The organism is Pelagivirga sediminicola (genome assembly GCF_003072125.1).
In the GTDB taxonomy this organism is placed as follows: domain Bacteria; phylum Pseudomonadota; class Alphaproteobacteria; order Rhodobacterales; family Rhodobacteraceae; genus Roseovarius; species Roseovarius sediminicola.
Map to the genome: position 1 here is coordinate 572,676 of NZ_QCYH01000001.1, position 26,103 is coordinate 598,778.

The following is a 26,103-nucleotide window of genomic DNA, read 5'->3' on the forward strand; positions in this document are numbered from 1 at the left end:
ATTTGGGGTAAACGCGCCGGAGGGGTCCCTTCATGCGGAGAACCGCAGGGCCATACGGGTCCGGACCCGATCAGACGTACGGGCCAAGTCGTGTCCGTAAGCTACGGATACACATGACCAAATTTTCCGATTTGAATCTGAACCCCAAGGTTCTCAAGGCTGTCGAAGAGGCAGGCTATACCAGCCCCACCCCCATTCAGGCGGGGGCGATTCCCCCCGCGCTGGAGGGCCGCGACGTTCTGGGCATCGCGCAGACCGGCACCGGCAAGACGGCGGGCTTCGTCCTGCCGATGCTGTCGCTTCTGGCCCGCGGTCGCGCCCGCGCGCGCATGCCACGAAGCCTCGTGCTGTGTCCCACGCGCGAGCTGGCCGCGCAGGTGGCCGAGAATTTCGACACCTATTCCAAGCACCTCAAGCTGACCAAGGCCCTTCTTATCGGCGGCGTCAGCTTCAAGGAGCAGGACAAGCTGATCGACAAGGGCGTTGACGTCCTGATCGCCACACCCGGCCGCCTTCTGGATCATTTCGAGCGCGGCAAGCTGCTTTTGACCGGCGTGCAGATCATGGTCGTGGACGAGGCCGACCGCATGCTGGACATGGGCTTCATTCCAGATATCGAGCGGATCTTCGCGCTCACCCCGTTCACTCGCCAGACGCTGTTCTTCTCGGCCACCATGGCGCCCGAGATCGAGCGGATCACCAACACCTTCCTCAGCTCGCCCGAGCGCGTCGAGGTCGCCCGTCAGGCCACCGCCAGCGAGACGATCGAGCAGGGCGTCGTCATGTTCAAAGGCTCGCGCCGCGACCGCGAGGCCAGCGAAAAGCGCAAGGTGCTGCGCATGATGATCGACGGCGAGGGCGAAAAACTGACCAACGCCATCGTCTTTTGCAATCGCAAGCTTGATGTCGATACGGTCTCCAAATCCTTGAAAAAGCACGGATATGACGCCGCGCCCATCCATGGCGACCTGGACCAGAGCCAGCGAACCCGCACGCTTGACGGCTTTCGCGCGGGCGATCTGCGCATTCTCGTGGCCTCGGACGTGGCCGCGCGCGGGCTGGATGTTCCGGCCGTCAGCCATGTGTTCAATTTCGACGTGCCGTCCCATCCCGAGGATTACGTGCACCGCATCGGCCGCACCGGCCGCGCGGGCCGCGATGGCAAGGCGATGATGATCTGCGTGCCGAAAGACGAAAAGAACATGGCCGCGATCGAGGCGTTGATCCAGAAGGACATCCCGCGTTTGGACAATCCGCTGGGCGGCACAGCAGACGCGCCCCAAGAGCAGCCGACGGCAGAGACGGCCCCCAGCGAGGCGCCCAAGCCCCGCCGCTCGCGCAGCCGCCGCAAACCCGACAGCGCCGACGAATCTGCCGCCGCGCCGCAACAGGCCGAACCGCAGCAGGACACGCCCAGAAAAAGCAGCGCTGACGCGGCGCCGCAACAGCAGCACGCGCAGCCCGAAGCGCGGCCCGAGCCCCAGCCCGCCGATCAGCCCCAGCAGGACAGCAAATCCAGCCGCTCGCGCAGTCGTGGCGGGCGTGGTCGCTCCGGCAATGGCAACGGCGGCGGCGACAAGGTCGTCGGCATGGGCGATCACATGCCCAGCTTCATCGCCCTCAGCTTTGACGAGCGGCGCACCGGCTGACGCCAGCCCTTCCCCCGCTTTCAAAACGCATGACGCCCCGGCCCTTTTGGACCGGGGCGTTTTGCTTTGCGTGGCGCGCCCCGATCAAGATCCGGAGCGCATGCGTCAGCTCATCCGGCTGATGATGACGGTCACTTCGGGCTTCTTGCCGATCTCGCCGAGGGCCGACTGGCGCGTGATGCGGCGCAGCTCGTCCTCCAGCTTGTCGTCATCGGCGCGCAGCTTGCGGGCCGAGCGGCCGATGAACTGGCTCAGATCCTCCTCCAGCACATCCAGCAGCGGCGCGCCGGAACTGCCCGTCTCGGCCAGTCCCTTGATTTCGCACCAGGGATCGCCAAGGCTCTCGTCATCCTCGTCGAGAATGATGTTGACCGCCACATGCCCGTTCAGCGCCATGCGGATCCGATCGCGCACGACCCCATCCAGCGCGCCGACCTGAACCGAGCCGTCCAGATAGGTGCGCCCCGTCTCGACATGCTCGGCCACGACCGGCGTCTGCGCGGTCAGGTCCATCAGCATTCCGTTCACTGCAAGAACGCCGCGTATCCCCTTGGCATTGCATATCTTTACATGCTCGCGCAAATGCCGGTGCTCGCCATGCATGGGCACCACCATCTGCGGCTTGATCAGATCATGCATCATCTCGATATCGGGGCGGTTGGCATGGCCGGACACGTGATAGCGCCCGCTCGTGTCATCGACCACGTCGACGCCCAGCTCGGAGAACTGGTTGATGATGCGAATGACGCCGCGCTCGTTGCCCGGGATCGTCTTGGACGAGAACAGGAAGGTGTCACCCTCCTTCAGCTTGATCCCCTGATACTTGCCATTGGCCAGCTGCGCCGAGGCCGCGCGCCGTTCACCCTGCGATCCGGTCACGATCAGCATCACGCTCTCGCGCGGCAGCGTCTTGGCCTCTTCGGGGCTGACGGTGGGCGGAAATTTCTTGAGCACGCCGGTCTCGACCGACGCTTCGACCATGCGCCGCATCGCGCGGCCCATCAGGCACACGCTGCGCCCGGCCCGCGCGCCGGCCTCGGCCAGCGTCAGCACGCGCGCCACGTTGCTGGCGAAGGTCGTCGCGGCGACCATCCCCTTGGCCGAGGCGACCAGCTTTTCGATCTCGGGGCCGACGGTCGCCTCCGAGCGGCCTTCATGGGCGGAAAACACGTTGGTCGAATCGCACATCAGCGCCAGAACGCCGTCCTTCGCGATATCCTCGAACAGCGCGTGATCGAAGGGCTCGCCGACGCCGGGATCGGTGTCGATCTTGAAATCGCCGCTGTGCAACAGCCGCCCCTTGGGCGTGTCGATCACCAAGGCCGAGCTTTCGGGGATGGAGTGCGAGATCGGCACGAACCCCACCTTGAAGGGGCCCGCCTGCGTCATCTTGGGCCAGGGCGACACCACCTTGACCGCCTTTTCGGGGTGGCCATGCTCGGCCATCTTGCGGCGCGCGATATTGGCGGTAAAGGCGCGGGTATAGACCGGCGCGCCGAGGCGCCCGTAATAATGCGCGACGGCGCCGACATGGTCCTCATGCGCGTGGGTGACGAAAACCGCCTCCAGATCCGCCTTGCGGGCCTCCAGCCACGAGATGTCGGGCAGGATCAGATCCACGCCGGGGCTGGTATCCATATCGGGAAAGGCCACGCCCAGATCGACAAGGATCAGCTTTTCCTTGCCGGGTTTTCCGTATCCATAGACATAGGCGTTCATGCCGACTTCGCCCGCCCCCCCGAGGGGCAGATAGATCACTCGTTCATTAATCATGCGGCGTCAGCCTTTCTTGTTATAGTCATGTATCACGGTCAGCCCGTGCATCGTCAGATCATCTTCAATTTCATCGAAAAGGTCGGCCCCTTGGGCAAAGAGCGGCGCCAGCCCGCCGGTGCCGATCACCTTCATCGGGCGCGCATATTCGTCCCGGATTTTCGCGCACAGCCCCTGGACCAGCCCGATATACCCCCAGTAGACCCCCGACTGCATGCAGTCGACCGTGTTCGTGCCGATCACGCGCGGCGGCGTCGTCACGTCCACATGCGGCAGCGCGGCGGCGGCGGTGTGCAACGCCTCAAGGCTGAGATTCACGCCGGGCGCGATCACCCCGCCCACATAGGCGCCATCGGTCGCCACCACGTCGCAGGTGGTGGCCGTTCCGAAATCCACGACGATCAGATCGCCCCCATGGCGCGACCATGCTCCGGCCGTATTCACCAGGCGGTCCGGCCCCACCAAGGTGCCCGGATCAACGCGCGGCGGCACAGGAAGCGCGCAATCAGGCTTGCCCACCACCATCGGCCGACAGCCAAAGAACCGGTCCGCGAAAACGCGCAGGTTGAACACGACACGCGGCACCGTGGACGAGATGATGACATCGGTGATGTCCACCTCGATCCCGTAGTGTTTGACCAGCGTGGAATACCACGTGAAATACGCATCCGCCGTGCGCGCGTGATGGGTCGAGGTGCGCAGCGTGCACAGGAATTCCGATCCGTTCCAGATGGAAAAGACGGTGTTGGTATTCCCGCAGTCGATCGCCAGCAGCATCATTCGCCTCGTCTAGAAATAAACATCCGCCGCAGGGATGGCGCGGCGCCCATCGGCGGTAGATAGAACGAGATTGCCGCCCGCGTCCACCGTCTCGAACCGGCCCGACGTCTCGCCCCGCATGGTGCGCGCGGTCACCTCCTGCCCCAGCCGCGCCGCCCGGGCCAGCCACGCCGCGCGAATGGGGGCAAACCCCTCGGCCTGAAACTCGGCCTCGCGCGCGGCATAGCAGGCGGCCAGATGGTCCAGCAGGACCTCGGGCGCGATCCGCGCGCCGGTCTCCGACAGCAGTGAAACCGCGGGCAAGGCCCCCGCCTCGCCCGGCTCCGGCACGCCGGTCAGGTTCACGCCGATGCCGATCACCAGATGCATCATGCGCCCGCCCGCGCTGCTGCCCTCCAGCAATATCCCGGCCAGCTTGCCGCCCGACAAGAGCACGTCATTGGGCCATTTCAGCGCAAGCTCCGCGCCGGGCACCAGCGCGCTCAGCGCATCATGCAACGCCAGCGACGCCGCGAAGGACCGCAGCGCCGCCTGCCCCGGCGGCTCGGCCGGGCGCAGGACCAGCGACGCGGCGAAATTGCCGGCCGGATCACGCCACGCGCGGCCGCGCCGTCCGCGCCCGCTCAGCTGGCGCGCGGCGAAGATCCAGGTCGGCCCGGACAGCCCGCCGGCCTGGCGCATGGCCTCGGCATTGGTGCTGTCCACCTGCGCCAACATGCGCCGCCCATATCCTTCTGGCCAAACCGGGTCATTCATCTTGGCAAAAATACTCTCTCATGCGCAGCCTTCAGGGCTGCAAAAAACAAAGTGACGCGCCGGGGCGCGTCACCTTTTAACGGACATAGCGGAGCGGTCTTATTTGACCAGTGTTGACGCTGCTGCCTGCGCCGCGCCCTCGATCCCGAAGAGGTTGATACCCGGCAGCCAGCCCAGCCCGATCAGCGCGGCAGACACCATCAGGACCCCCCACAGAACAGCCGATCCCGGCGGGTCCAGCGCCTCGCCCTCGTCGCCGAAATACATGTAGAAGACAATCCGCAGATAATAGAACGCGCCGATGACCGAGCCGACGACACCCAGAACGGCCAGCCATGTCAGCCCGCCCTCATAGGCGGCGCGCAGCACGTAGAACTTGCCGAAAAAGCCCAGCAGCGGCGGCACGCCGGCAAGGCTGAACAGCAGCACCAGCATCGCCAGCGCGCGGCCGGGATGCGATTTGGAGTAAAGGTTCAGACTGCGGATATCGGTGATCGGCACGCCATCCTTCTGCATCGACAGGATGAAGGCAAAGGTGCCAACGTTCATCGTCACATAGATCGCAAGATAGATCAGCATCGCCTGCACGCCGAATGCCGTGCCCGACGCCAGCCCCATCAGCGCAAAGCCCATATGCGCGATGGTCGAATAGCCCATCAGGCGCTTGAAATCGGTCTGGCCGATGGCGGCGACGCTTCCCCAGAAGATCGACAGAACACTCATCAACGCGACGATCTGCTGCCAGTCGGACACGACCCCGCCAAAGGCGTCAAACATCACGCGGGCAAACAATCCCGCCGCCGCCACCTTGGGCGCGGTGATGAAAAACGCCGTCACCGGGGTCGGCGCGCCTTCGTAGACGTCGGGCGCCCACATGTGGAACGGAACGACCGACATCTTGAAGGCGATCCCGGACATCACGAAGACCAGTCCGAACAGCAGCCCCAGAGGCGCCTGCCCTTCGGCCGCCGCGATGATCCCGGCAAAGCCTGTCGTGCCGACAAAACCATAGACCAGCGAGGCGCCGTACAGCAGCAAGCCCGAGCTGAGCGCGCCCAGCACGAAATATTTCAGCCCCGCCTCGGTGGATTTCACGCTGTCGCGGCGCATCGCCGCCACCACGTAGAGCGCCAGCGACTGCAGCTCCAGCCCCATGTAGAGCGACATGAGGTCCCCGGCGCTGACCATCATCATCATGCCGACGACGCTAAGCGCAATCAGGATCGGATACTCGAACCGCAGCATCCCGCGCCGCGCCATGTAATCCTGCCCCATCACCATCACGGCAGCGGCGCTGATCAGGATCATCACCTTGGCGAACCGCGAGAACCCGTCATCGATGAACATGCCCGAAAACGCCGTGCGCGCACCCGAACCGGTTGTCCCGATCCAGAAGGCCAGCGCCACGAACAGCGCCGCCGTCAGCCAGATCAGCATGCCCGCCGCCTTGTCCTTGACGGTAAAGACCGCGCCCAGAAGGGCCAGCATCGCATAAACCGCGATGACGATCTCGGGCAGGATAATGTTCAGATCAGCCTGGATCATCTGGGCCTCCTCAATTCGCGGCTGCGGCGGTCTGGACGGCACTTTCCGTGCCCCCCTGCGCCAGCGCGGTGTCGTATTGCGAAATCAGCGCCTCGGTCGAGGGGCCGATGATGTCCAGCACCAGCGCCGGATAGACCCCGAGCAACAAGGTCATTGCCACCAGCGGCGCAAAGATCGCCCGCTCGCGCCCGGTCATGTCGGCGATGGATTTCAGGCTTTCCTTGATCAGATCGCCCAGCACCACCCGGCGGTAAAGCCACAGCGCATAGGCCGCCGACAGGATCACGCCGGTCGCGGCCACGGCGGCAACCCAGGTGTTGACCTGAAAGACGCCGATCAGCGTCAGGAATTCCCCGATGAAGCCCGACGTGCCCGGCAGGCCGACATTGGCCATGGTGAAGAACAGGAAGATCAGCGCATAGCTCGGCATCCGGTTCACGAGGCCGCCATATGCGTCGATCTCGCGCGTGTGCATCCGGTCATAGATCACCCCCACACAGAGAAAGAGCGCGCCCGAGATGAAGCCGTGGCTGATCATCTGGAAGATCGCCCCGTCCACGCCCTGCTGGTTCGCCGCGAAAATGCCCATGGTGACATATCCCATATGAGCCACCGACGAATAGGCAATCAGCTTTTTCATGTCCGCCTGCGCCAGCGCCACCAGCGAGGTATAGACGATGGCAATCGCCGACATCCACAGCACCAGCGGCGTCAGCAACTCGGCCCCGATGGGGAACATCGGCAGGCTGAACCGCAGGAAGCCATAGCCGCCCATCTTCAAAAGGATCGCGGCCAGCACGACCGATCCGGCGGTCGGCGCCTGAACGTGGGCGTCGGGCAGCCAGGTATGCACCGGCCACATCGGCATCTTGACCGCGAAGCTGGCAAAGAACGCCAGGAACAGCAGCGTCTGCATGCCGCCAACCACGCTGAAGCCCAGCACGCTGAACGTCTCGCTGTCAAAGGCATGGCGCATCAGCGACGGGATATCGGTGGTGCCCGCGTCCGAGAACATCGCGACCATCGCGACCAGCATCAGCACCGATCCGAGGAACGTATAGAGGAAGAACTTGAAGGATGCGTAAATCCGCTCCTTGCCGCCCCAGATGCCGATGATCAGGAACATCGGAATCAGCCCCGCCTCGAAGAAGAGGTAGAACAGCACCAGATCCAGCGCCATGAAAACGCCCAGCATCAGCGTTTCCAAAATCAGGAACGCGATCATGTATTCCTTGACGCGGCTCTTGATTCCCCAGGATGCGGCGATGGACAGCGGCATCATGAAGGTGGTCAGCAGCACGAAGAGCACGCTGATCCCGTCCACGCCCATCTTGTATTTCAGGCCCATCAACCATTCACGCTCTTCCACGAACTGAAAGCCGGTGTTGCCGGGGTCGAAATCGAACAGGATGAACAGCGAGACGAGGAACGTCACCACCGTTGCCGCCAGCGCCACCCATTTGGCATTGCGCTGCGCCGCGGCGTCCTCGCCCCGCAGGAAAATGGCCAGGATCGCGGCCGCGATGAGGGGGATGAACGTGGTGATCGACAGAACGTTTTCCATCAGTTTGCCCCTCCGGAGATCGTCATCCATGTGACGAGGATCACGATCCCGATCACCATGGCGAAGGCATAGGTAAAGATATAGCCGGACTGCGCGCGTCCCGCGAGGCGGGTGAAGAAGGGCACGATGCCCATCGCCACGCCGTTGATCGCGCCGTCGATGATGTTGCCGTCACCGCGCTTCCACAGGAAGCCGCCGAACTTTTTCGCCGGGCCGACGATCAGCGCATCGTAAATCTCGTCGAAATACCACTTGTTCAGCAAGAACGCATAGAGCGGGCGCTGCGCCTCCATGAACTTGCGGGGGGTGGACGGGCTCCAGACATAGAACCACAGCGCGGTCAGCAGGCCGAGAATCATCGCGACGAAGGGGCTGACCTTGACCCAGACGGGCGCATGGTGCGCGTCGTCGATCACGGTGTTCCCGGCGCCCATGTAGATCGCGCCTTGGGGGGCGATGCCCGGTTCCGTTTCCGGCGCCATCGCCTCGGCATGGGCCTCGCCCGCCGCGGTGGCATCCGCGCCCTCGATATCCTTGGTAACGGCATCCGCCGCACCTTCAAGATCGCCCTCGGCCAGCGCCTCGCCCGCGGCGACAACGCCCTCGGCAGGTGCGCTCGCCTCGGCGTGGTGGGCGGGAATTCCGAAGAACCTGTTCACCTTGTCATGATCGCCAAAGAAGCTGCCATACCAGACCATCCCGGCCAGGACCGACCCCACGGCCAGCACGCCCAGCGGCACAAGCATCACCATGGGCGATTCATGCGCGTTCTGATGCGTCTGCTTGTCGCCGCGCGCGGTGCCGAAGAAGGTCAGGAACATCAGGCGCCAGCTGTAGAAACTGGTCAGCGCGGCGGCAATCACCAGCATCCAGAAGGCATAGCCGCCCGCCGAACCGGCCCATGCGCTCTCGATCACGGCATCCTTGGACAGGAAGCCGGCGAAACCGATATGGGTCAGCGGGATGCCGACGCCGGTAATGGCCAGCGTGCCGATCATCATCGCCCAGAACGTATAGGGCAGCTTGTGGCGCAAGCCGCCATAGTTGCGCATGTCCTGCTCGTGATGCATCCCGTGAATGACCGAGCCCGCGCCTAAAAACAGCATCGCCTTGAAGAACGCGTGCGTCAGCAGATGGAACATCGCCACCGAATAGGCGCCGACGCCTGCGGCGACAAACATGTAACCCAGCTGGCTCATGGTCGAATAGGCGATGACGCGCTTGATGTCGTTCTGCACAAGGCCGATCGTCGCGGCGACAAAGGCGGTGGTCGCGCCGATGAAGGTCACGAACATCAGCGCCTCGGGCGCGTATTCCATCAGCGGCGACATGCGGCAGACAAGGAACACGCCCGCCGTGACCATCGTCGCGGCATGAATCAGGGCCGACACCGGCGTCGGGCCTTCCATCGCGTCGGGCAGCCATGTGTGCAGACCAAGCTGCGCCGATTTGCCCATCGCGCCGACGAAAAGCAGGAAAGCGATCAGGTTGGCCGCGTTCCAGTCAGTCCACAGGAAGCGCAGCTGCGTTTCCGCCAGCGCGGGGCCGGCGGCGAAAATGTCCTGAAAATTGATCGAGTCCGTCAGGAAGAAGATCGCGAGGATGCCCAGCAGGAAACCGAAATCGCCGACCCGGTTGACCACAAACGCCTTGATCGCGGCCGCGTTGGCCGAAGGCTTGCGGTAGTAGAACCCGATCAGAAGGTATGAGGCGAGGCCCACACCCTCCCAGCCGAAGAACATCTGCAGCAGGTTGTCGGCCGTCACCAGCATCAGCATCGCGAAGGTAAAAAGCGACAGGTAGGCGAAGAAGCGGGGGCGATAGGAGACCCCCTCCTCGAAATTGTGGTCATGGGCCATGTAGCCAATGGAATAAAGGTGAACCAGCGCCGAAACGGAGGTCACCACGATCAGCATGATCGCCGTCAGCCGGTCCAGACGAATCGACCACGTCGTATCCAGCGCGCCCGACTGCACCCAGTCAAGGATGTGGATCTGCTGCAGCGTGCCGTCATGGCCGATGAACACGATCCACGACAGCGCGCAGGACAGGAACAACAGCGCCGTGGTCAGAACCTGTGCGCCCTTGTCCCCGATGATGCGCCAGCCGAAGCCCGCGATGATGGCGCCCACGAGGGGGGCGAAGAGGATGATCTTTTCCATGGCGTCAGCCCTTCATCACGTTGACGTCTTCGACCGCGATCGTGCCGCGGTTGCGGAAGAAGCAGACAAGGATCGCAAGGCCGATGGCGGCCTCGGCGGCGGCGACGGTCAGGACCAGCAGGGTAAAGACCTGGCCGGCCAGATCGCCGGCGAAACTGGAAAATGCGACAAGGTTGATATTGACCGCCAGCAGCATCAGCTCGATCGACATGAGCAGGATGATCACGTTCTTGCGGTTCAGGAATAGCCCGAAGATGCCGATGACGAACAGCGTCGCCGCCACCGTCAGGTAATGTTCAATTCCGATCATTTCTGTCCCTCAGTCTTTCTTGTCTGGCCCGGCTCTCTGGCTCGGGCGCCTTTTGCGGCGCCCTTGCTGGCGGTTCAGCCGATCAGCGTATAGCCGCCAAAGACGACGATCAGCACGACGACGAGAACAACGATTGTATTTCTGGACATGCGCTTGGTTCCTTGGCGTGGCGCGACACCAATGGTGCCGCATTCATATGTTAACGATCGGCGGGGCCTAGAGGCCCTGCCCCGGCTTGACGTCCTTCAGCTCCATCGCCTTGGCCGGATCGCGCCACATCTGCTGCAGCACGTTCTGCCGCTTGACGTCGACACGGTGGCGCAGCGTCAGCACGATGGCCCCGATCATGGCAACCAGCAGGATCAGGCCCGCCAGCTGGAACAGAAGGAAATACTTGTCATAGAGCAGCAGGCCCAGTGCGGCGGTGTTGTGCACGTCCACCGGTGCGGGCGCGACGCGCGCCGCCTCGGCCCCGGCCGACACTTCCCACGCGCCAAAGGCGATGCCGAACTGCATCAGCAGGATCAGCCCGATCAGCAGCGCCAGCGGCATGTATCTGGCCGTTTCGGCCTTCAGCTCGGCGAAATCGACATCCAGCATCATCACCACGAAGAGGAACAGGACCGCCACCGCGCCGACATAGACGATCACCAGCAGCATCGCCACGAACTCGGCCCCCAGCAGCACGAAAAGCCCCGCCGCGCTGATGAAGCTGAGGATCAGCCACAGAACCGAATGAACCGGGTTGCGGCTGACGACGGTGAACAGCCCGCCGACAAGCGCCGATATCGCAAACAGATAGAACGCAAAGGCCATCGCGGTCATGTGTCTTTTCCTTCCTCGGTTTGCCCGTCCATCACCCCTTGGGCCAGATCCATCGCGCGGGTCATGGCCGGTGCGCCGGCGAACATCGCCATGGTCGCGATCGTCTCGGCGATCTCGGCCTTGGTGGCGCCTGCCTCCAGCAGGTGGCGCACGGTCAGGCGCACGGCGGTGTCGGCCTGTGCGCCCTGCATCGTCAGCCCCGCCAGCGTCAGCAGCAGCCGCGTCTTGGCATCAAGCCCATCGGGGTTCAAGCCCTTGCCGAACATCATCTCCATGATGTCCTTGGGCATCGTCTGCCACATCGCCTCGAATGCTTTGGGCGAAAACGCGTCCATCGCAGGGTTCATGGACTTCATCATGTCCTGCGCCTGCCGCATCATCTGTTCGAATGGGTTCACGGGATCGCTCATCTGTAGGGTGCGTCCAGTTCCAGATTGCGCGCGATCTCGGCCTCCCAGCGATCGCCGTTCTCCAGAAGCTTGGTCTTGTCGTAATACAGCTCTTCGCGGGTCTCGGTCGAGAACTCGAAATTCGGCCCCTCGACGATGGCATCCACGGGGCATGCCTCCTGGCAGAAGCCGCAATAGATGCATTTGGTCATGTCGATGTCATAACGCGTGGTGCGGCGGCTGCCGTCATCGCGCGGCTCGGCATCGATGGTGATGGCCTGCGCGGGGCAGATCGCCTCGCACAGCTTGCAGGCAATACAGCGTTCCTCGCCGTTGGGATAGCGGCGCAGTGCGTGCTCGCCGCGGAAGCGCGGCGAAAGCGGGCCCTTTTCATGCGGATAGTTGATCGTGACCTTGGGCGCGAAGAAATACTTGAGCGCCAGCTTGACGCCCAGCCACTGGTCACCCAGCAGGAAGTACCAGGCCGCGCGTCCATAATCGATATTCGCCATTTCTTCAGCTCCTCGCAATCGTGGTGGCCCGAGTCTCGCTCCATGCCCGCGTCATACCCTCATTGGCGGCGCGGTTCCAGCGCATCGCGCGCCATGGCGGCATGCCCGCCTGCGTCATTGCCGCGCGCGTCACCGGCTCAGCCCCCCATCGCGAACCGGGCCCAGAACGCGCCCAGCACTTCGAACTTGGCAAGGAAGGCGATGATGACGACCCAGCCCAGCGACAGTGGCAGGAACACCTTCCAGCCGATGCGCATCAACTGGTCATAGCGGTAGCGCGGCGTGAACGCCTTGACCAAGGCGAAGAGGAAGAAGAAGAACGCCATCTTGCCGATCATCCACAGCACGCCGTCCGGCAGCCCCGGAATGGGCGACAGCCAGCCGCCGAAGAACAGCAGCGAGGTCAGCGCGCACATCAGGAAGATCGCGATATATTCGCCCGCCATGAACAAAAGGAACAGAGTGGCGGAATATTCCACCTGATAGCCTGCCACCAGCTCGGATTCGGCCTCGGGCAGGTCGAAGGGCGGGCGGTTCGTCTCGGCAAGGCACGAGATGAAGAACAGGAACACCATCGGCAGGTGCGGCAGCCAGTACCAGCCGAAGAGGCCGTATTTCGTATCCTGCGCGCCGACGATGTCGCCGAAATTCAGGCTCCCGGTGGAGATGATGACACCGATGATGATCAGGCCCAGGCTGACCTCATATGAAATCATCTGCGCCGCGGAGCGCAGCGAGCCGAGAAACGGATATTTGGAGTTCGACGCCCAGCCGCCCATGATCACGCCGTAGACCTCCAGCGAGGAGACGGCGAAGACATACAGCACGGCCACGTTCAGGTTCGAGATCACCCAGCCGTCGGCCAGCGGGATCACCGCCCAGGCGATGACGGCCAGAACGAAGCTGATGATCGGCGCGAGGATGAAGACCGCCTTGTCGGCGCCCGCCGGGATGATGACTTCCTTCAGCACGTATTTCAGCGCATCGGCCACCGATTGCAGCAGGCCGAACGCGCCCACCACGTTGGGGCCGCGGCGCATCTGGACGGCGGCCCAGATCTTGCGGTCGCCATAGACCAGGAAAAGCAGGCTGACCATCACGAAGCCAAGCATCGCGAGGCACTGCGCAAAGATGATCACAAGGGTCCCGAGCGGGGTTGTAAAGAATTCAGCCATCAGGTCCTCACACCATCGGTATTCCATTTTCCGCGCAGTCGGCGGCGACGACTTCGGCGTCGATTGTCTTCAGCCCGCGCGGCAGGGCGGGCGAGATCGTATAAACCGCATCGCCGCGCCAGATGCCACCCTCATCGGCGATATTCGTGCGCACGTGGCGCGCAAACCCGTAACCGCGGATCAGGGCATATTTGGCAGCGGCGCATTCCGCATAGCGCGCCACGTCGCCGGTGTCACGTGCGCCCGTCATGGCAACCCGGAAATTCACCAGATCCCCGTCCAGAAGATCGGTCTGGATCCCGCGATATTCGGGGGTGAATGGCGCACTTGCATTCTCCGGCGCGCAGGCCGCGACCGCCAGGGGCATCAGGATCGCCGACATGCGCATCAGGCACATCCCGGCGCCGGCCTGCGCTGGCCGGTGACGATCCAGGTGTCGCCCCGGCGGTTGCCGATCAGCGTGTAGACGCATGTTTTCGTGTAGGATTCGTAGGACGTGCCAACGGTCGTGACCTGGCTCCAGCCACCGCCCCAGCGGCCGCGCCCGATCCCGACGCCCACGCCGATCACCGGCTTTGGCGACGGGCGCGTCGCGTTCTTCTCGACCTTCCACTGAAAGGCCCGGCGCCCGTCGGGCAGATCGAACACCTCGTCCGGTTTGCCGAAATCCAGCATCGGGTCCAAGATGGGCCGACCCATATACTTGTCCAGCACCGGAGGGGCGCAGCCCGCAAGCCACGCCGCCGCCAGAAGGCCGGTCAGGATATGGCGCGCGCGGGCCACCGCGCCTACTCCGCCGCCAGTTTGGGCGCGCGGCGCGCCTTGGCGTTGGCGCTGAGTTCCGCCATCAGCTGGCTGGCGCGGGCGATGGGGTTCGTCAGGTAGTGATCCTTGATCGCGCCGCGGAAATCGGCCTTGCCCAGATCGGCGATCCCGGTCGGCTGCCACTCGTTCTCCGGCACCTGGTCGATCCCGGCCAGATGCGGCACGGCGGCAACCAGCGCCTGGCGCAGTTGCGGCAGGCTGTCATAGGCCAGCGCATCGCCCATCTCGCCCGACAGGGCGCGCAGGATCGCCCAGTTCTCCTTGGCCTCGCCGGGCGCGAAATTGGCGCGCAGCGCCAGTTGCGGGCGCCCTTCGGTGTTCACGAACAGCGCGGACTCCTCGGTATAGCACGCGGCGGGCAGAATCACGTCCGCGCGGTGCGCGCCGCGATCGCCATGGCTGCCCTGATAGATCACGAAGGGGCCGTCCTTGATCTCGCCCTCGTCGGCGCCGAGGTTATAGATCACCTCGGCCCCCTCGACCGCCGCCTCGACGCCGCCCTCGGTGGTGCAGCCCGCATCCATCGCGCCGACCCGGCCCGCAGCCGTGTGCAGCACCATGAAAAGCGCGCCCAGCCCATCGGCCAGCTTCATCGCGTGGCCCAGAACGGCGGCGCCGTCTGCCTCCATGATTGCGCCCTGCCCGATCAGAACGATGGTTTTCCTGGCCTTCGCATCGTCATCCGCGTCCTGCGACGCCAGCTTTTCCAGCGCGGCGCGGTCGGTGCCCAGATGCGTGTAATCGTAGGTCAGGTTGCCCGCCTCGCCGATCAGCTCGACCGACGCACCGGCCAGCCACGCCTTGCGGATGCGCGCATTCAGAACCGGCGCCTCGATCGCGGGGTTCGAGCCGATGATGATCACCCGCTCGGCATGGTCCAGATCCTCGATCCGCGCCGTCCCGACATAGCCCGAGCGATTGCCCGCGGGCAGCTTCGCGCCGTCCACGCGGCACTCCACCGTGCCGCCCTGCCCTTCGACCAGCTGCTTGAGCGCGAAGGCGGCCTCGACCGGGACCAGATCACCGACAAGGCCGGCGACCTTCTTGCCCTTCATGGCGGTCGCCGCGGCGCTCAGCGCCTCGGGCCATGTCGCCGGGCGCAGCTTGCCGTTCTCGCGGATATAGGGGCGGTCCAGACGCTGGCGGCGCAGTCCGTCCCAGACAAAGCGCGTCTTGTCCGCGATCCATTCCTCGTTCACGCCGTCATGGTTGCGCGGCAGCATCCGCATGACTTCGCGGCCCTTGGTATCGACCCGGATGTTCGAGCCGAGCGCGTCCATCACGTCGATCGTCTCGGTCTTGGTCAGCTCCCAGGGGCGCGCGGTGAACGCATAGGGCTTCGAGACCAGCGCGCCGACGGGGCACAGATCGATGATGTTGCCTTGCAAATTGCTGTCCAGCGTCTCGCCCAGATAGGACGTGATCTCGGCATCCTCGCCGCGCCCGGTCTGGCCCATCTGGCTGATGCCCGCCACCTCGGTGGTGAAACGCACGCAGCGGGTGCAGGAAATGCAGCGCGTCATGTGCGTTTCCACCAGCGGACCCAGATCCAGATCCTCGGTCGCGCGCTTGGGCTCGCGGAAGCGGCTGAAATCGACGCCGTAGGCCATCGCCTGATCCTGCAGGTCGCACTCGCCGCCCTGATCGCAGATCGGGCAATCCAGCGGGTGGTTGATCAGCAGGAATTCCATCACGCCCTCGCGGGCCTTCTTGACCATGGGCGAGTTCGTCTTGACCATCGGCGCCTCGCCATCCTTGCCGGGGCGCAGGTCGCGCACCTGCATGGCGCAGCTAGCGGCCGGCTTCGGCGGGCCGCCGACGACCTCCACAAGGCACATCCGGCAGTTCCCGGCGATCGACAGGCGCTCGTGATAGCAAAAGCGCGGGATTTCCACGCCCGCCTGCTCGCACGCCTGGATCAGGGTCATCGCCCCGTCCACCTCGATCTCGGTTCCGTCGATGTTCACTTTGCGAAGGTCGGTCATGGTGTTCACTTTGCTTTCAGGAATGAGCCGATGCGGCTGCGGTTCTTGATCTCTTCCCGTCCCAGGCGGCACAGGCTGGCGGCGTCCAGATTGCTGGCGCCTTTCGACTTGAAATAGGCGTTGCGACGCTCGCGCATCTTCGCCTGTTCGGCGCTGTCATTCACATAGGCGTCGATCTGCGCATCGGTATAGCCCCGCTGCGTGGCCATGCCCTTCAACTGGTTCACATAAGAGCGCGCGGCCCAGAAACGGCCCGACAGATCGCCGCATTCGCGCCGGATCTTGTCAGCGGCGGCAACGGCCAGAAGGCCCGCGTTGATATCCGCCTCGGCGGCCAGATCGGCGCGGGCGGCACTGGCCGATCCGGCAATGGACAGCGCGAGCAGTGTAGTCAGTATCAGGCGCATGATGCGTCTCCTTCAATACATGTGGTGCGGCGCGCATCTGCGCCCCGCATGTCACATGAGATGGAGCGCGCGGCGCCTGTTATGCAATAACACTGGCAGATTGCTGCCGATATCGGGCCCCGCCCTACCATATCACACAGCTTCCCCGCAAAAGAAGACTGCCATTGCCCGTCAGAGCGCGGCCGTCCTCGGGGCCATAGCCCGGCTGCCAGTTGATGCTGCTGTCGCCATATGTCTCGACGCAATAGGTCGTGCCCTCGAAACGCCCGGCCTCGCGGGCGCCGTTGATCCCTTGCGCGGCGTCGCTGACGGTCACGACAAAATCCTCGCGCCGCTCGCCCGATTGGGACAGCTTGGCGGGATAGTAATTGCCATCGAACCGCACCCGCTCGCCCGCCTTGCCGCAGGCGGTCAGGGCAAGGGCGGCGCAAAGGGCGGCGATCATGGATCTTGCGTTCATCGTCGTACTCCGGTCTGCAGGCCGCACCCCGCTCACTCCGCCGCCACGGGACGCGCGGTGGTGCCGCGCTTGTGCTTGATGCGGTCCTCGATCTCGTCGCGGAAGTTGCGGATCAGGCCCTGGATCGGCCATGCCGCCGCATCGCCGAGCGCGCAGATCGTGTGCCCCTCGACCTGCTTGGTCACATCGAGCAGCATGTCGATCTCGTCCACTTCGGCGTCGCCGCGCACCAGGCGGTCCATCACGCGCATCATCCAGCCGGTGCCCTCGCGGCACGGCGTACACTGACCGCAGGATTCGTGCTTGTAGAATTTCGACAGGCGCCAGATCGCCTTGATGATGTCCGTCGACTGGTCCATCACAATCACGGCGGCGGTGCCCAGACCGCTGCGCTGGTCGCGCAGATAGTCGAAATCCATGATCGCCTCGCGCATGTTCTCGCCCCGGATCAGCGGCACGGAGCTGCCGCCCGGAATCACCGCCTTGAGATTGTCCCAGCCGCCCCGAATACCGCCGCAATGCTTCTCGATCAGCTCCTCGAAGCCGATGCTCATCGCCTCCTCGACCACGCAGGGGTTGTTGACATGGCCCGAGATCGCAAACAGCTTGGTACCCGCATTGTTGGGGCGCCCAAAGCTGGAGAACCAGTCCGGCCCGCGCCGCAGGATGGTGGGCACGACGGCGATAGACTCGACGTTGTTCACCGTGGTCGGGCAGCCGTAAAGACCCGCGCCCGCCGGAAACGGCGGCTTCATGCGCGGCATGCCCTTCTTGCCCTCCAGCGATTCCAGCAGCGCGGTTTCCTCGCCGCAGATATAGGCGCCGGCGCCGTGGGTCAGGTAGAGGTCGAAATCATAACCGGACTTGCACGCGTTGCGTCCGATCAGCCCGGCGGCATAGCATTCGTCGATGGCCGCCTGAAGCGCCTCGCGTTCGCGGATATATTCGCCGCGGATGTAGATATAGCACGCCTGCGCCTGCATCGCGTAGCTGGCGATCAGGCACCCCTCGATCAGCGTATGCGGATCGTGGCGCATGATCTCGCGGTCCTTGCAGGTGCCCGGCTCGGATTCGTCGGCGTTGACCACCAGATAGCTGGGGCGCCCATCGCTCTCTTTCGGCATGAACGACCATTTCAGGCCGGTCGGAAAGCCCGCGCCGCCGCGCCCGCGCAGGCCGCTGGCCTTCATCTGGTCGATGATCCAGTCACGCCCGTTCTGCAGGATCTTGGCGGTGCCATCCCAATGGCCGCGCGCCTGAGCGCCCTTCAAGGTGCGGTCATGCATGCCGTAGAGATTGGTAAAGATACGGTCCTGGTCTTTCAGCATAGCGCCGTTACCCCTGATTGTCCTGGCGCGAACGCCAGATATTGTAGATCATCCAGATCGCCCACAGGAACCCCCCGAGAGCGACCAGATCGAACAGTGCCAGCACCCGCTGGCTCAGCCCCAGCCTTGCGCCGATGAACGTGGCGGCCACCCACAGGATCGCCGTGCCCGCGATCACGAGGGCGGCGCGCCGCCCTGCCTGAGCCTGTTTGTGGTCGCGGCCGGTCATGTCCCTCGCGCGCCCTGCTATTCGCCGCGCGCGAGGGTCACTGCCTGCCGGACCCACTCGTCCCGGCTGGCCCGGCCCTTGAACCCGGTCAGATTACGGTCGACCCAGGCGATCTCGGCCTCGGTCCAGTTGGCGATCTGGTCATAGTGATAGAACCCCATGCCGTTCAGCATCGTCTCCAGCTTGGGACCGATGCCCTTGATGCGCTTCAGATCGTCCGCACCGCCCGCACGTGGCGCATCGAGCGTTTTCGGCTTCTGCAGATCCTCGGACGCAAGAGGCGCATCTTCGGGCTTGGGTCGCCGCGCCTGCTCGGCAATGGGATGGGCCTGCGGCGCGGGCCGGTCGGGCGTGTCCCGCACTGCCGTTTCCGGCGCGTCCTCCGCGGGCGCGTCCTTTACCGGCGGGCGCGCGGTTGCCGCGCTGGTCACCGCAGCCGCAGCCGGGGCCGCCGCATCCGGCGCGGGCGGATCGCCGGCAACCAGGCTGGACGGTGTGCTGGTCGCCGCAAGCGGCCGGTTGGCGCTGCCGCCCGTGCAGATCAGCTGCGGCAGCACGAAGCCCAGCACCAGAAACACCACCACGCCGAGGAGGCCGCCCCAAAGCAGCGACCATCCGGCCGCCGCGATCAGGACCACGGCCAGAAGCAGACCGATGCCGACAGCCACGTACCAACAGGCCGAGGCGCATTTCCTAGCGGATGAATTGGTCATCATGGTCATCTTCCTCCCGGTTCAGGGGCGCGCGCGAACAGGATTATTCGTAAACGTCGCCCTTCTTGACACGTTTGGCAAACTCGGTTTCGCCGCCCGACGCCAGAACGCCGGCCTGCCGGACCCAATCGTCGCGCGTCACGCGGCCCTTGAACCCGATGATATTCTGATCGACCCACGCCACCTCATCGGGCGACCATGCGGCGATCTGATCGAAATGGTAAAATCCCATATCGTTCAGCAGCGATTCCAGCTTGGGACCGACGCCCTTGATCATCTTCAGATCATCTGGCCCGCCCGCACGCGCGGCCTTCAACGTCGCGGGCTTGGCGCCCGGACCCGCGGCGCCCTCATCAGGCTTGCCCGCAGATTTGTCGGCGGTGCCCGGCAACGGCGTCTTGCCCGCAGCACCCCGCGCAACCGGCGCGCCGTTGGCCGCGGTCTTGGCAGGGCGAGAATCGCCATCCGGCGTCCCGGACGGGTCCTCTTCCATCTGCGGCGCCTTGGCGGTCGCGCCCGAGGTTTTGGCAACGCTCTTGGGGTCTTTCGGCCCCGGCTCTCCTGCCGGGCCCTTGGTGTTGTCCTGCCTGGGTTTTGCCTTGGATGTCGCGGCATCGCCCTGCGCGGCCTTGGCCGGATCGATCCGGTCCGTTTCGGTCACGATATCGAGCGGCGCATCGCGCACGACAACCTTGGACGGATCGGGCTGATGGTTCGCACCATGCTCGCGCCAGGGCGCCAGCAGCGGCACTTCGGTGCCGTCGATGCGCTTGACCGTCTCGCCCAGATCGGTGGCAAGCTGCACCGAGGCGTTGTATTTGCGATGCCCGCTGTCGAATTCCTTGAGGCTGGTCAGCCCCGATTTCGGCTCGGAGGCAAAGCGCCCGTTCTGCGGACCGGGCACCGGCACGCCGCCCGCTGCCAGCTCGTCGATGATCTCGCGCAGGCGCTCGGCAGTCAGATCCTCGTAGTAATCCTTGCCGATCATCGCCATCGGCGCGTTGGCGCAGGCGCCCTGGCACTCCACCTCTTCCCAGGAGAACTTGCCATCCGCGCTCAGCGTATGCGGCGCGTCCGCGATCTTCTCGCGGCACACGCCGATCAGGTCCTCGGCGCCGCAGATCATGCAGGACGTGGTGCCGCAGATCTGGATATTCGCAATGCTGCCAGTGGGTTGCAGCTGGAACTGAAAGTAGAACGATGCCACCTCCAGCGCGCGCATATAGGCCATGTCCAACATGTCCGCGATCCCCTCGATCGCGGGGCGGGTCAGCCAGCCTTCCTGCTCGTGGGCGCGCCACATCAGCGGAATGATCGCCGACGCCTGCCGGCCCTCGGGGAATTTGGCAATCTGCGCCTCTGCCCAAGCCTGATTTTCAGGTGTGAAGGCGAAGCTGTCGGGCTGTTCGGGGTGCAGGCGGCGTAGCATTAGGCGCAGTCTCCTGTGCGTGTCGTTGTCGATGCGGGCGCACAAGCGCCAGCTGCAAAAGAGGTTCTCACCTGTCGATCTCCCCGAACACCACGTCCATCGTGCCGATGATCGCGGCGATATCGGCCAGCTGGTGCCCGCCCGCGACGTAATCCATCGCCTGCAGGTGCAGGTAGCCGGGCGCGCGCAGCTTGGCGCGATACGGCTTGTTGGTGCCGTCGCTGACCAGATAGACGCCGAATTCGCCCTTGGGCGCCTCGACGGCGGCGTAAATCTCGCCCTCGGGCACGTGGAAGCCTTCGGTATACAGCTTGAAGTGATGGATCAGCGCCTCCATCGACGTCTTCATGTCGCCGCGGCTGGGCGGTGCGATCTTGCCGCGCGCAAGGATGTCGCCCTGCCCTTCGGGTGCGCGCAATTTCTCGATCGCCTGCAGCATGATATGGGCCGACTGGCGCATCTCTTCCATGCGGATCAGGTAGCGGTCATAGCAATCGCCATTGGTGCCGACGGGGATCTGGAACTCGAATTCGTCATAGCATTCATAAGGTTGCGCCCGGCGCAAATCCCACGCCATGCCGCAGCCGCGCACCATCACGCCCGAGAATCCCCAGTCCAGCGCGTCCTGTTCGCTGACCTTGCCGATATCGACGTTGCGCTGCTTGAAGACGCGGTTTTCCGTCAGAAGCCCGCTGAGATCATCCAGAAACGCCGGGAATCCCTTGGCCCACGTCTCGATATCGTCCAGCAGATCGCTGGGCAGGTCCTGATGCACGCCGCCGGGCCGGAAATAGGCCGCATGCAGGCGCGCGCCGCAGGCCCGCTCGTAGAAGATCATCAGCTTTTCGCGTTCCTCGAAGCCCCAGACCGGCGGCGTCAGCGCGCCGACGTCCATCGCCTGCGTGGTGACGTTCATCAGGTGGTTCAGGATGCGGCCGATCTCGGAATAGAGCACGCGGATCAGGCTGGCGCGGCGCGGCACCTCGATGTCGCACAGCCGCTCGATGGCGAGGCACCAGGCATGCTCCTGATTCATCGGCGCGACATAGTCCAGCCGGTCGAAATAGGGCAGGTTCTGCAGATAGGTGCGCGATTCCATCAGCTTTTCGGTGCCGCGATGCAGCAGACCGATATGGGGATCACAGCGCTCGACAATCTCGCCGTCCAACTCCAGCACAAGGCGCAAAACACCATGCGCGGCAGGGTGTTGCGGGCCGAAGTTGATGTTGAAGTTGCGGATCTGCTGCTCGCCCGACTCGTAGTCGCGCGTTCCGTCGTCATATGTATTGTTGCGGATATCGCCGTCCATCAGCTGATCTCCTGAACAGTGTTGCTGTAGGTGTCACCGCAGGTTTTTTTTAAAACGCCTAATGACGTCAAAAAAGCTCCCAAGCCAGCCAAGAACCCGCCAATTTCACTTAGAGGCTCATACCACATCACTTCGCCCCCTCTTTCTTGTCCGTCTTCTCGTCACCGGGCAGGATGTATTCGGCTCCTTCCCATGGCGACATGAAATCGAACTGGCGGTATTCCTGCACCAGCGAAACCGGCTCATACACGACGCGCTTTTCGGCTTCGTCATAGCGGACCTCGGTATAGCCCGTGGTCGGGAAATCCTTGCGCAGCGGATGGCCGCGAAAGCCGTAATCGGTCAGGATGCGGCGCAGGTCGGGATGGCCGCTGAAGAGCAGCCCGAACATGTCGAACACTTCGCGCTCGAACCAGTTGGCCGAGGGGTGGACCTCGGTGATCGAGGGCACCATGTCATCGGCGCGCGCCGCCGCGCGCAGGCGGATGCGGTGGTTCTGGTACATCGACAGGAAATGATAGACCACGTCGAACCGCTTGGCCCGCTCGGGGTAATCCACGGCGGTGATGTCCACCAGCGTCGAGAACCGGCAGGTGCTGTCGGTCTTCAGAAACTCCACCAGCCCCTTGATGTTGCTCAGCGCCACATCAACGGTCAGCTCGCCACCCGTGACGGACCATCCCAGCACGCAATCGGCGCGCTTCATTTCGATGTGGCTGCCCAGTTCCTTGAGCGCTTCGGTCATGTTCTTCCCCTTGCCTGAAAACGCCGCCCGCGATCAGCGGACGATCGTTCCTGTGCGGCGGATCTTGCGCTGCAACTGCATGATACCATAAAGCAGCGCCTCGGCGGTCGGCGGGCAGCCGGGCACGTAGATGTCCACCGGCACGATCCGGTCGCAGCCGCGCACCACGGAATAGCTGTAGTGATAATACCCGCCGCCATTTGCGCAGCTGCCCATCGAGATCACATAACGCGGCTCGGGCATCTGGTCGTAAACCTTGCGCAGGGCCGGGGCCATCTTGTTGGTCAGCGTGCCGGCGACGATCATCACGTCGGACTGGCGCGGGCTGGCGCGCGGCGCCACGCCAAAGCGTTCGGCGTCATAGCGCGGCATGGAAGTGTGCATCATCTCGACCGCGCAGCAGGCCAGACCGAAGGTCATCCAGTGCAGGCTGCCGGTGCGCGCCCAGTTGACGATATCCTCGGACGCGGCCAGCAGGAAACCCTTGTCCTGAAGCTCGCGGTTCAGGTCCTGCGTGGCGACCTCGCGGTCGGGGCCGGCCGTGTTGGCTCCGGTCACTACTCCCATTCCAGCGCTCCTTTTTTCCACTCATAGGCAAAGCCGACGGTCAGCACGCCAAGGAACACGATCATCGCCCAGAAGGCCGTCATGCTGATGTGCTGAAAGGCCACGGCCCAGGGGAACAGCATCGCGATTTCCAGATCGAAGATGATGAACAGGATCGACACCAGATAAAAACGCACGTCGAATTTCATCCGCGCATCGTCGAAGGCGTTGAATCCGCATTCGTAGGCGCTGACCTTTTCGGGGTCGGGATCGCGCCCCTTCAGGACCAGCGACGCAAGGATCAGGACGACCCCAAGCCCGATGGCGACGGCAAGAAAGACCAGAATGGGGAGGTATTCCCTCAACATCTCTTCCAAGAGCGGCTCCTTTTCTGCCGGGCACGGCGCGCGGCGCGGCCTGCGCGGCCGATAAAGTGGCAAGGTTGACTGCCGATGTATCTATCCCTGCCCATGGGTGGGGTCAACCGGGACCGCATGAAAACGGACGGCCCGCAATCGCGGCGCGCGCGGCGCCTCACTCACCCGGCGCGGGATAGAAGGGCTGCGCGAACATGCAATTCGCTGCATCCCCCGGCAGCGCGTCCTGATAGCTTTGCCGCTCGGCGATGCGCTCGAACCACGCGGTCGCCTCGGGATAGTCGTCCAGCGGGGCGAAATGCCGCGCCATGTAGACCGCCTGCCCCACGCAGATGTCGGCCGCCGAATACCCTCCCGTCAGCAGATAATCGCGATTCTCCACCGGCGTGCTCAGCCGCGCCTCGATCGCGGCATAGCATTGATGCAGATGGGCCACCTCGATCCGCATCACCGCGGCGCTGCGGTCCTCGGGTGCCAGCACGATATGCTGCTGGGTCAGCGCCGCGACATGCTGGCTGAGCGTTTCGGCGAAATGCACCCAGACCAGCCAGGCCATGCGGTCCATCGCGCCCGGCAGACGGCCGATGCCGCGTTCGGGAAACCGCTCGCACAGATATTCGACCATCGCGCCGCTCTCGAACATGCGCTCGCCCTCGATCTCCAGCGCGGGAACGCGGCCCGCGGGCGAGCGGGTGAGGAACTCCTCGGTTCCCAGCGAGCCGTCGAATGGCATTTCGACCAGCCGGTACTCCACCTCCAGCTCGTTCAGCAGCCACAGAACCCGCATCGAGCGGCTTTGGGGCACGTGATAGAGCGTGATCATCATTGTCTCCTGTCGGTTCCGGGGGCGCGGCGCGCGCAGCATAAATCATGCCGCATGGCCGTATAACCCCGCAAAGCACAAAGGGTTGCGCGCCCGCCAGAAAACGCGCCGACATCCGGCGCGGGCGGCGCCCGTGTCATTTACGCCACAGCGCACGACAACGCGCCCGCAAATCTGCCCATTTGATTCACGTCAAAGTCCGCCGCCGCAGCGCGGCATACGGGATGCGTGAACTTGGAAGGGAACGAAAGACATGACCACCTACATCAAAGCCGCAGCCGTCGCATGTGCCGTCGCTGCCATCGGAGGCGCCGCCCCCGCATTTGCCCAGCAAAAGGGCGACATGACCCTTGGCCTCGGCGTTCACGGCGTGTTGCCGCAGGGCGGCACCTCGACCACCGCGGCGGGCGGTATCTCGGTCGGCGACAACGTGCGCCCGACGCTGACATTCGAATATTTCGTCGCGGACCGGGTCGGCATCGAGGTGCTGGCCGCGTGGCCGTTCGAGCATGACATCAAGATCAACGGCGCCAAGGCCGGCAAGACCAAGCATCTGCCCCCCGTCATCTCGCTGCAGTATCATTTCGTGAATGACAGCAACATCACGCCTTTCGTCGGCATCGGTGTCAACTACACGACCTTCTTCGACGACAAGCTGAACAGCGGCGCGGGCCTGAGCCTTGACGACAGCTGGGGCCTTGCGGCGCACGCGGGCGTCGATTTCAAGATCTCCGATGCGGGCTCGCTGCGCCTTGATATGCGCTACATCGATATCGCCACGGATGCGAAGGTGAACGGCACCAAGATCGGCACCGTCGACATCGACCCCTTCGTGGTCGGCGTGGCCTACGTCCACCGCTTCTGATCCCATGGCTTGCCCCTTGCGGGCAAGGCCGGGAATTCGGGCCGCCCCGACTGCGGGGCGGCCTTTTGCATGGGCGAGTCCTCAGTCTAAAATGCGCCGCGATCCTGATGTCAATGTCGCTGGCCAGTCATCCAGCTCACTTGCGATTTCATCACGCGTCCAAGCTTATCTGATCCGTGCTGCTCCGGCTGCAGGCAGATGCGCGACATGCCGAACCGCTCCGAACCTGTCGATGAAATACTCGCGCCCCTCGCGCCCCGGCGCCATGCAAGTCACAACAAGCCACAAGACCTGCGATGTGGCCGGACGCGCGGTGCAGTCCGTGACGCGCGCCGCGCCTCCTGCTTCGGCGACATAGCGCGCGGCGATCTGGCTGATCATGTCCGTCTCATCCGTGCGCGCGGCCTTGCGGCCCAGAGACAGGCCGATCACGGCGCTGGCCGCGACCAGCGCGATTACGGGGACGTAAAACAGCCAGCGCGCGCCGCGCCGCCCTGCCGCGGTATCGTGCCGATCCCCGATCGCTCCCCCTTTCCGCCCGGCCCCTGCCTGACCGCCGCAGCAGGCGGGAACCGCGCGCCCTGCTGCATCGTTGAGCGGGTGAAACACAATCAGACAAGAG

Annotated in this window: 28 protein-coding genes; 2 read left to right on the plus strand and 26 right to left on the minus strand. The window is 64.2% G+C overall.

Features of this window, described 5'->3' with window-relative positions:
* Nucleotides 1-113: 113 nt before the first annotated feature.
* Entirely contained in the window at nucleotides 114-1,649 is a 1,536-nt protein-coding gene (locus DC366_RS02660) for a DEAD/DEAH box helicase (protein WP_108690603.1), read from the plus strand.
* A 105-nt stretch (nucleotides 1,650-1,754) separates the two neighbouring features.
* Here the strand turns inward: DC366_RS02660 and DC366_RS02665 are convergent, their stop codons facing one another.
* The 25 genes from DC366_RS02665 to DC366_RS02785 all read right to left on the minus strand — a co-directional run bounded on the left by DC366_RS02665 (nucleotide 1,755) and on the right by DC366_RS02785 (nucleotide 24,616).
* Nucleotides 1,755-3,422 carry a ribonuclease J gene (locus DC366_RS02665; protein ID WP_108690604.1) on the minus strand — a complete coding sequence of 556 codons (1,668 nt, stop codon included), beginning with the start codon at nucleotides 3,420-3,422 and terminating at the stop codon, nucleotides 1,755-1,757.
* A gap of 6 nt (nucleotides 3,423-3,428) precedes the next feature.
* Entirely contained in the window at nucleotides 3,429-4,199 is a 771-nt protein-coding gene (locus DC366_RS02670) for a type III pantothenate kinase (RefSeq protein ID WP_108690836.1), read from the minus strand.
* Between the two features lie 12 nt (nucleotides 4,200-4,211).
* Nucleotides 4,212-4,919, minus strand: a complete 708-nt coding sequence (locus DC366_RS02675) for a biotin--[acetyl-CoA-carboxylase] ligase (RefSeq protein WP_439331644.1) — start codon at nucleotides 4,917-4,919, stop codon at nucleotides 4,212-4,214.
* 138 nt (nucleotides 4,920-5,057) lie between these two features.
* Nucleotides 5,058-6,503: an NADH-quinone oxidoreductase subunit NuoN gene (gene nuoN, locus DC366_RS02680; protein WP_207768648.1), complete on the minus strand. Its 1,446-nt coding sequence runs from the start codon at nucleotides 6,501-6,503 to the stop codon at nucleotides 5,058-5,060.
* Between the two features lie 10 nt (nucleotides 6,504-6,513).
* Nucleotides 6,514-8,067, minus strand: a complete 1,554-nt coding sequence (locus tag DC366_RS02685; protein WP_108690606.1) for an NADH-quinone oxidoreductase subunit M — start codon at nucleotides 8,065-8,067, stop codon at nucleotides 6,514-6,516.
* Nucleotides 8,067-10,229, minus strand: coding sequence for an NADH-quinone oxidoreductase subunit L (gene nuoL, locus DC366_RS02690; RefSeq protein ID WP_108690607.1), 2,163 nt, complete (start codon nucleotides 10,227-10,229; stop codon nucleotides 8,067-8,069). The genes DC366_RS02685 and nuoL overlap by 1 nt, the downstream gene beginning before the upstream one ends.
* Nucleotides 10,230-10,233: 4 nt before the next feature.
* Nucleotides 10,234-10,539 carry an NADH-quinone oxidoreductase subunit NuoK gene (nuoK, locus tag DC366_RS02695; RefSeq protein ID WP_108690608.1) on the minus strand — a complete coding sequence of 102 codons (306 nt, stop codon included), beginning with the start codon at nucleotides 10,537-10,539 and terminating at the stop codon, nucleotides 10,234-10,236.
* A gap of 216 nt (nucleotides 10,540-10,755) precedes the next feature.
* The gene (locus DC366_RS02700; RefSeq protein WP_108690609.1) at nucleotides 10,756-11,364 is read right to left on the minus strand and encodes an NADH-quinone oxidoreductase subunit J; all 609 of its coding nucleotides are present in this window, start codon (nucleotides 11,362-11,364) and stop codon (nucleotides 10,756-10,758) included.
* Complete coding sequence (locus tag DC366_RS02705; protein WP_108690610.1) at nucleotides 11,361-11,774, minus strand: carboxymuconolactone decarboxylase family protein; 414 nt, start codon at nucleotides 11,772-11,774, stop codon at nucleotides 11,361-11,363. Before DC366_RS02705 ends, DC366_RS02700 begins: the two co-directional genes overlap by 4 nt.
* On the minus strand, nucleotides 11,771-12,265 hold the full coding sequence (nuoI, locus tag DC366_RS02710; RefSeq protein ID WP_108690611.1) for an NADH-quinone oxidoreductase subunit NuoI: 495 nt from the start codon (nucleotides 12,263-12,265) through the stop codon (nucleotides 11,771-11,773). Before nuoI ends, DC366_RS02705 begins: the two co-directional genes overlap by 4 nt.
* Nucleotides 12,266-12,402: 137 nt before the next feature.
* A complete protein-coding gene (nuoH, locus tag DC366_RS02715; RefSeq protein ID WP_108690612.1) occupies nucleotides 12,403-13,440 on the minus strand; it encodes an NADH-quinone oxidoreductase subunit NuoH in 1,038 nt (345 codons plus the stop codon).
* Nucleotides 13,441-13,447: 7 nt separating this feature from the next.
* A complete protein-coding gene (locus DC366_RS02720; protein WP_108690613.1) occupies nucleotides 13,448-13,828 on the minus strand; it encodes a YNQ4 family lipoprotein in 381 nt (126 codons plus the stop codon).
* Nucleotides 13,828-14,223 (minus strand): hypothetical protein, encoded by a 396-nt coding sequence (locus tag DC366_RS02725; protein ID WP_108690614.1) that lies wholly within the window; start codon nucleotides 14,221-14,223, stop codon nucleotides 13,828-13,830. The genes DC366_RS02720 and DC366_RS02725 overlap by 1 nt, the downstream gene beginning before the upstream one ends.
* Before the next feature lie 5 nt (nucleotides 14,224-14,228).
* On the minus strand, nucleotides 14,229-16,250 hold the full coding sequence (nuoG, locus tag DC366_RS02730) for an NADH-quinone oxidoreductase subunit NuoG (protein WP_108690838.1): 2,022 nt from the start codon (nucleotides 16,248-16,250) through the stop codon (nucleotides 14,229-14,231).
* A 5-nt stretch (nucleotides 16,251-16,255) separates the two neighbouring features.
* Nucleotides 16,256-16,657, minus strand: coding sequence for a DUF5333 domain-containing protein (locus DC366_RS02735; protein WP_108690615.1), 402 nt, complete (start codon nucleotides 16,655-16,657; stop codon nucleotides 16,256-16,258).
* A 124-nt stretch (nucleotides 16,658-16,781) separates the two neighbouring features.
* A complete protein-coding gene (locus DC366_RS02740) occupies nucleotides 16,782-17,117 on the minus strand; it encodes a hypothetical protein (RefSeq protein ID WP_133176160.1) in 336 nt (111 codons plus the stop codon).
* Between the two features lie 32 nt (nucleotides 17,118-17,149).
* Complete coding sequence (gene nuoF / locus DC366_RS02745; RefSeq protein WP_108690617.1) at nucleotides 17,150-18,445, minus strand: NADH-quinone oxidoreductase subunit NuoF; 1,296 nt, start codon at nucleotides 18,443-18,445, stop codon at nucleotides 17,150-17,152.
* Between the two features lie 7 nt (nucleotides 18,446-18,452).
* Nucleotides 18,453-18,674 carry a DUF5337 domain-containing protein gene (locus DC366_RS02750; RefSeq protein WP_108690618.1) on the minus strand — a complete coding sequence of 74 codons (222 nt, stop codon included), beginning with the start codon at nucleotides 18,672-18,674 and terminating at the stop codon, nucleotides 18,453-18,455.
* A 17-nt stretch (nucleotides 18,675-18,691) separates the two neighbouring features.
* Nucleotides 18,692-19,390, minus strand: a complete 699-nt coding sequence (locus tag DC366_RS20180; RefSeq protein ID WP_243405010.1) for a helix-hairpin-helix domain-containing protein — start codon at nucleotides 19,388-19,390, stop codon at nucleotides 18,692-18,694.
* 40 nt (nucleotides 19,391-19,430) lie between these two features.
* A complete protein-coding gene (gene nuoE, locus DC366_RS02760; RefSeq protein ID WP_108690619.1) occupies nucleotides 19,431-20,816 on the minus strand; it encodes an NADH-quinone oxidoreductase subunit NuoE in 1,386 nt (461 codons plus the stop codon).
* A 67-nt stretch (nucleotides 20,817-20,883) separates the two neighbouring features.
* On the minus strand, nucleotides 20,884-22,125 hold the full coding sequence (locus DC366_RS02765; protein ID WP_108690620.1) for an NADH-quinone oxidoreductase subunit D: 1,242 nt from the start codon (nucleotides 22,123-22,125) through the stop codon (nucleotides 20,884-20,886).
* 127 nt (nucleotides 22,126-22,252) lie between these two features.
* Nucleotides 22,253-22,870, minus strand: a complete 618-nt coding sequence (locus DC366_RS02770) for an NADH-quinone oxidoreductase subunit C (protein WP_108690621.1) — start codon at nucleotides 22,868-22,870, stop codon at nucleotides 22,253-22,255.
* Nucleotides 22,871-22,903: 33 nt separating this feature from the next.
* Nucleotides 22,904-23,437, minus strand: coding sequence for a NuoB/complex I 20 kDa subunit family protein (locus tag DC366_RS02775; RefSeq protein WP_108690622.1), 534 nt, complete (start codon nucleotides 23,435-23,437; stop codon nucleotides 22,904-22,906).
* Nucleotides 23,428-23,793, minus strand: coding sequence for an NADH-quinone oxidoreductase subunit A (locus tag DC366_RS02780; RefSeq protein WP_108690623.1), 366 nt, complete (start codon nucleotides 23,791-23,793; stop codon nucleotides 23,428-23,430). Before DC366_RS02780 ends, DC366_RS02775 begins: the two co-directional genes overlap by 10 nt.
* Before the next feature lie 157 nt (nucleotides 23,794-23,950).
* Nucleotides 23,951-24,616: a glutathione S-transferase family protein gene (locus DC366_RS02785; protein ID WP_108690839.1), complete on the minus strand. Its 666-nt coding sequence runs from the start codon at nucleotides 24,614-24,616 to the stop codon at nucleotides 23,951-23,953.
* A 253-nt stretch (nucleotides 24,617-24,869) separates the two neighbouring features.
* Between DC366_RS02785 and DC366_RS02790 the strand changes: the two genes are divergently transcribed.
* Complete coding sequence (locus DC366_RS02790) at nucleotides 24,870-25,481, plus strand: OmpW/AlkL family protein (RefSeq protein WP_108690624.1); 612 nt, start codon at nucleotides 24,870-24,872, stop codon at nucleotides 25,479-25,481.
* 165 nt (nucleotides 25,482-25,646) lie between these two features.
* On the opposite strand, the gene DC366_RS02795 is transcribed toward DC366_RS02790, so the two are convergent.
* Nucleotides 25,647-26,090 carry a hypothetical protein gene (locus tag DC366_RS02795; RefSeq protein WP_243405011.1) on the minus strand — a complete coding sequence of 148 codons (444 nt, stop codon included), beginning with the start codon at nucleotides 26,088-26,090 and terminating at the stop codon, nucleotides 25,647-25,649.
* Nucleotides 26,091-26,103 lie beyond the last annotated feature (13 nt).

What these genes read in the sequence shown, in the direction of transcription:
- DC366_RS02660 (WP_108690603.1), top strand. Translation starts at nt 114, where the DNA reads ATGACCAAATTTTCCGATTTGAATCTGAACCCCAAGGTTCTCAAGGCT.
- DC366_RS02665 (WP_108690604.1), bottom strand. Translation starts at nt 3,422, where the DNA reads ATGATTAATGAACGAGTGATCTATCTGCCCCTCGGGGGGGCGGGCGAA.
- DC366_RS02670 (WP_108690836.1), bottom strand. Translation starts at nt 4,199, where the DNA reads ATGCTGCTGGCGATCGACTGCGGGAATACCAACACCGTCTTTTCCATC.
- DC366_RS02675 (WP_439331644.1), bottom strand. Translation starts at nt 4,919, where the DNA reads ATGTTGGCGCAGGTGGACAGCACCAATGCCGAGGCCATGCGCCAGGCC.
- nuoN (WP_207768648.1), bottom strand. Translation starts at nt 6,503, where the DNA reads ATGATCCAGGCTGATCTGAACATTATCCTGCCCGAGATCGTCATCGCG.
- DC366_RS02685 (WP_108690606.1), bottom strand. Translation starts at nt 8,067, where the DNA reads ATGGAAAACGTTCTGTCGATCACCACGTTCATCCCCCTCATCGCGGCC.
- nuoL (WP_108690607.1), bottom strand. Translation starts at nt 10,229, where the DNA reads ATGGAAAAGATCATCCTCTTCGCCCCCCTCGTGGGCGCCATCATCGCG.
- nuoK (WP_108690608.1), bottom strand. Translation starts at nt 10,539, where the DNA reads ATGATCGGAATTGAACATTACCTGACGGTGGCGGCGACGCTGTTCGTC.
- DC366_RS02700 (WP_108690609.1), bottom strand. Translation starts at nt 11,364, where the DNA reads ATGACCGCGATGGCCTTTGCGTTCTATCTGTTTGCGATATCGGCGCTT.
- DC366_RS02705 (WP_108690610.1), bottom strand. Translation starts at nt 11,774, where the DNA reads ATGAGCGATCCCGTGAACCCATTCGAACAGATGATGCGGCAGGCGCAG.
- nuoI (WP_108690611.1), bottom strand. Translation starts at nt 12,265, where the DNA reads ATGGCGAATATCGATTATGGACGCGCGGCCTGGTACTTCCTGCTGGGT.
- nuoH (WP_108690612.1), bottom strand. Translation starts at nt 13,440, where the DNA reads ATGGCTGAATTCTTTACAACCCCGCTCGGGACCCTTGTGATCATCTTT.
- DC366_RS02720 (WP_108690613.1), bottom strand. Translation starts at nt 13,828, where the DNA reads ATGCGCATGTCGGCGATCCTGATGCCCCTGGCGGTCGCGGCCTGCGCG.
- nuoG (WP_108690838.1), bottom strand. Translation starts at nt 16,250, where the DNA reads ATGACCGACCTTCGCAAAGTGAACATCGACGGAACCGAGATCGAGGTG.
- DC366_RS02735 (WP_108690615.1), bottom strand. Translation starts at nt 16,657, where the DNA reads ATGCGCCTGATACTGACTACACTGCTCGCGCTGTCCATTGCCGGATCG.
- DC366_RS02740 (WP_133176160.1), bottom strand. Translation starts at nt 17,117, where the DNA reads ATGAACGCAAGATCCATGATCGCCGCCCTTTGCGCCGCCCTTGCCCTG.
- nuoF (WP_108690617.1), bottom strand. Translation starts at nt 18,445, where the DNA reads ATGCTGAAAGACCAGGACCGTATCTTTACCAATCTCTACGGCATGCAT.
- DC366_RS02750 (WP_108690618.1), bottom strand. Translation starts at nt 18,674, where the DNA reads ATGACCGGCCGCGACCACAAACAGGCTCAGGCAGGGCGGCGCGCCGCC.
- DC366_RS20180 (WP_243405010.1), bottom strand. Translation starts at nt 19,390, where the DNA reads ATGATGACCAATTCATCCGCTAGGAAATGCGCCTCGGCCTGTTGGTAC.
- nuoE (WP_108690619.1), bottom strand. Translation starts at nt 20,816, where the DNA reads ATGCTACGCCGCCTGCACCCCGAACAGCCCGACAGCTTCGCCTTCACA.
- DC366_RS02765 (WP_108690620.1), bottom strand. Translation starts at nt 22,125, where the DNA reads ATGGACGGCGATATCCGCAACAATACATATGACGACGGAACGCGCGAC.
- DC366_RS02770 (WP_108690621.1), bottom strand. Translation starts at nt 22,870, where the DNA reads ATGACCGAAGCGCTCAAGGAACTGGGCAGCCACATCGAAATGAAGCGC.
- DC366_RS02775 (WP_108690622.1), bottom strand. Translation starts at nt 23,437, where the DNA reads ATGGGAGTAGTGACCGGAGCCAACACGGCCGGCCCCGACCGCGAGGTC.
- DC366_RS02785 (WP_108690839.1), bottom strand. Translation starts at nt 24,616, where the DNA reads ATGATCACGCTCTATCACGTGCCCCAAAGCCGCTCGATGCGGGTTCTG.
- DC366_RS02790 (WP_108690624.1), top strand. Translation starts at nt 24,870, where the DNA reads ATGACCACCTACATCAAAGCCGCAGCCGTCGCATGTGCCGTCGCTGCC.